The following is a 3,323-nucleotide window of genomic DNA, read 5'->3' on the forward strand; positions in this document are numbered from 1 at the left end:
CATCAGACTTCGTCAAACAGAATGGGTTCTTTTTGGGCCTTCAATCCTTGCGCTGGACCGACGAGCCAGCACCGCTACTGCTCCTCTTCGCCTTGTTCGGAAAGACCCTTACCCAGCATAGCGTTCACACGGTCGAGTTCCGCGCTCGCTATCTCCCCGATGGAGGTTCCCTTCAGTCCGCCAACTGCGACCATGGCAACCTCCAACGGGTACTCGGCATCGACCAGTGCGACAAGATCCTCGGCATTGCCATCCTCGGTGGTTAGGTCGGTCAGGATGTCGATATAGGCTATTATTGCACCGTTCTGCGCTGGCGAAACCAGTTCCTTTGACGGCAGATCGCTCAATAGTGTTTCGGTGACCAGCGAGACGTATTCCTGCAGCGACATGGCTGTGTCGCCCAGGAGACGACGTTGCGTGTAAACCATCCTGTCGCTCTTCCGGTTCTGGACTTCGTCCATGATCTGCGCCGCTGCGTTTTCGACCGAAATCAACCCTCCGACGGGCCGAAAACGTCCGAGCAAGTCCGGGTCTGCAAAAGCATTGAGGCCATGGATGGCTTCACCGGTAAGAAACTCTACGGCTCTCCTCTGCTCTTCAGGGTCTACTGTCCGTCGTCAGGGATATTGGGACAGATGGCCGCCTGAGTGTTGATTTCCGCTGAGAAGTGACCCGGTAAGCCAGATAATTTTCACTGAGAATTGACCCATGTGAGCACATTGCCCCGACGTTTTCGTTTGGGGTGATTTGGAGTGATCGACATGGGATTTTTGAGTGTCATACGACGCTGGGCATTGCGTGACAAAATGCCAATTCGCGAGATTTCACGGCGCACGGGGCTGTCTCGCAACACCATCAAAAAGTATCTACGCGAAGGCGCTGTAGAACCGAAGTTCAAGACACCGCCGCGTTCTAGCAAATTGGATCCGTATGCGGATCGGTTGTCTGCCTGGCTGCTCGCCCAGACACGCAAGCCCCGCAAGGAGCGGCGCACGGTGAAGCAGATGCATGCTGATCTGGTGAAGCTGGGTTATGAAGGATCCTATGGCCGTGTTGCCGCATTCGCGCGGACGTGGCGGTCAGATCGGCACCGTGCGGAACAGACGACGGGACGCGGAACTTACGTGCCGCTGGTATTCCAGCCGGGTGAAGCGTTCCAGTTCGACTGGAGCGAAGACTGGGCCAATATCGGTGGAGATCGGGTCAAGCTTCAGGTCGCCCATATCAAACTCTCACACAGCCGGGCTTTCCTCGTGCGAGCCTATCCGTTGCAAGCGCATGAGATGCTGTTTGACGCCCATTGGCATGCGTTCCGCGTGTTTGGTGGCGTTCCCGGCCGCGGGATTTACGATAATATGAAGACGGCCGTGGACCGTGTGGGCCGAGGCAAGCAGCGTGACATCAATGCCCGCTTCAAGGCCATGGCCAGCCATTATGTTTTTGAACCAGAGTTCTGCAACCCTGCTGCGGGTTGGGAGAAAGGTCAGGTCGAGAAGAACGTCCGCGATGCGCGCAACCGGCTGTGGCAGGTCATGCCCATCTTCAAGGATCTGGGCGAGCTGAACCAATGGCTTGAGGATCGCTGTGTCGCCCTATGGGCCGAGACAAAGCACCGGGAATTGCCGGGTACTGTTGCTGATGCATGGGAAGCTGAGAAGCCCACGTTGATGGCGCTGCCGCCCGCCTTCGATGGATTTGTCGAACACAGCAAACGGGTATCGCCGACATGCCTGGTGACCTTCGAACGCAACCGGTACAGCGTGCCGGCCAGCTTTGCCAACCAGCGTATCAGCCTGCATGTCTACCCCGAACGTCTGGTCATCGTGGCTGAGGGCCAAACCGTTTGTTCACATGAGCGGATCATAGAGCGGTCACATCGCAAGCCTGGCAGAGTGGTCTACGATTGGCGTCACTATTTGGCAGTCATCCAACGTAAACCGGGTGCTCTGCGTAACGGTGCGCCGTTCACAGAGATGCCAGATGCCTTCCGTCGACTCCAGGATCATATGCTCCGCAAAGAGGGTGGTGACAGGGAAATGGTCGATATCCTGTCACTGGTTTTGCATCACGACGAGGACGCAGTTCTACGCGCCGTAGAATTGGCGTTGGAAGCCGGGGTTCCTACCAAGACGCATATCCTGAACCTGCTGCACCGCTTGATTGACAAGAAGCAAACAGACCTTCCAGAGATCGACCCACCAGATGCGCTGGCTTTGGAAACGACCCCGAAGGCAAACGTGGACCGCTACGATGATCTGAGACAAACCGGGGAGAAGCGCCATGCGTCATGATCCAGCAGGAGCTTCCGTCGTGATCATGCTGCGCAGCCTCAAGCTGTATGGCATGGCAAATGCAGTAGAGGATCTGGTCGCTCAGGGCGCGCCCGCCTTCGAGACCGCAACACCGATGCTGTCTCAGCTTCTCAAAGCTGAGATCGCTGAGCGGGAGGTGCGGTCAATCGCCTATCACACCAAGGTGGCGCGCTTCCCCTCTTACAAAGACCTCGCAGGCTTCGACTTCAAATCCAGTGAGATCAACGAGGCCACTGTCCGGCAATTGCACCGCGGAGAGTTCATGGAAAATGCAGAGAACGTTGTCCTGATCGGCGGCCCCGGTACTGGCAAGAGCCACATCGCGACTGCCATCGGCGTTCAGGCCATCGAACATCACAGGCGTAAAGTCCGCTTCTATTCGACAGTGGAACTGGTCAATGCGCTGGAGCAGGAAAAGGTGCTAGGCAAAACCGGGAAGATGGCTGAGATGATGACCAAGGTCGACTTGGTCATTCTCGACGAGCTCGGCTACCTGCCATTCAGCTCATCCGGCGGCGCACTGCTATTCCACCTGCTCAGCAAGCTCTATGAGCGCACCAGCGTCATCATCACAACCAACCTCAGCTTCTCTGAATGGGCGCAGGTCTTCGGGGATGCAAAGATGACAACAGCTCTCCTCGACCGCCTCACGCACCGCTGCCACATCCTCGAAACCGGTAACGACAGCTACCGCTTCAAGGCAAGTTCTGAAGCAAGGAAAACGAGAAAGGAAACGCCAACATTGACCACAACATAAACGCTGAGACATAAACAAAGGTGGGTCAAATCTCGGTGAAAATACCGGGTCACTTCTCAGCGGAAATCAACAGCGGGACGAAGCTGACTTTTCAGGTCCGGCTATGCGTTCCTTACCTAGCAATAAATTTCGTAGTCTCTATCATGCTGGTTTTGCCCCACTGTCGAAGGAAACAACATGTTGCGTTCAATGCTTATCCCCGCAGTTCTCTTTGCGCCTCATTGTCTGACTGCTGCAGAGAAAGTGTCGGCAAC

At 56.0% G+C, this 3,323-nt stretch carries 3 protein-coding genes; 2 read left to right on the plus strand and 1 reads right to left on the minus strand.

The genetic code is table 11. From position 1 onward, the window contains the following. Positions 1-74 precede the first annotated feature (74 nt). Positions 75-524 (minus strand): hypothetical protein, encoded by a 450-nt coding sequence (locus ACR0IP_RS22955; RefSeq protein WP_480528133.1) that lies wholly within the window; start codon positions 522-524, stop codon positions 75-77. 237 nt (positions 525-761) lie between these two features. Between ACR0IP_RS22955 and istA the strand changes: the two genes are divergently transcribed. Continuing rightward, the gene (gene istA, locus ACR0IP_RS22960) at positions 762-2,291 is read left to right on the plus strand and encodes an IS21 family transposase (RefSeq protein WP_480474840.1); all 1,530 of its coding nucleotides are present in this window, start codon (positions 762-764) and stop codon (positions 2,289-2,291) included. Next, positions 2,281-3,069 carry an IS21-like element helper ATPase IstB gene (gene istB / locus ACR0IP_RS22965; protein WP_480474839.1) on the plus strand — a complete coding sequence of 263 codons (789 nt, stop codon included), beginning with the start codon at positions 2,281-2,283 and terminating at the stop codon, positions 3,067-3,069. The genes istA and istB overlap by 11 nt, the downstream gene beginning before the upstream one ends. The last annotated feature ends 254 nt before the right edge of the window (positions 3,070-3,323 follow it).

Source organism: Ruegeria sp. AL11 (genome assembly GCF_056540865.1).

What these genes read in the sequence shown, in the direction of transcription:
- istA (WP_480474840.1), top strand. Translation starts at nt 762, where the DNA reads ATGGGATTTTTGAGTGTCATACGACGCTGGGCATTGCGTGACAAAATG.
- istB (WP_480474839.1), top strand. Translation starts at nt 2,281, where the DNA reads ATGCGTCATGATCCAGCAGGAGCTTCCGTCGTGATCATGCTGCGCAGC.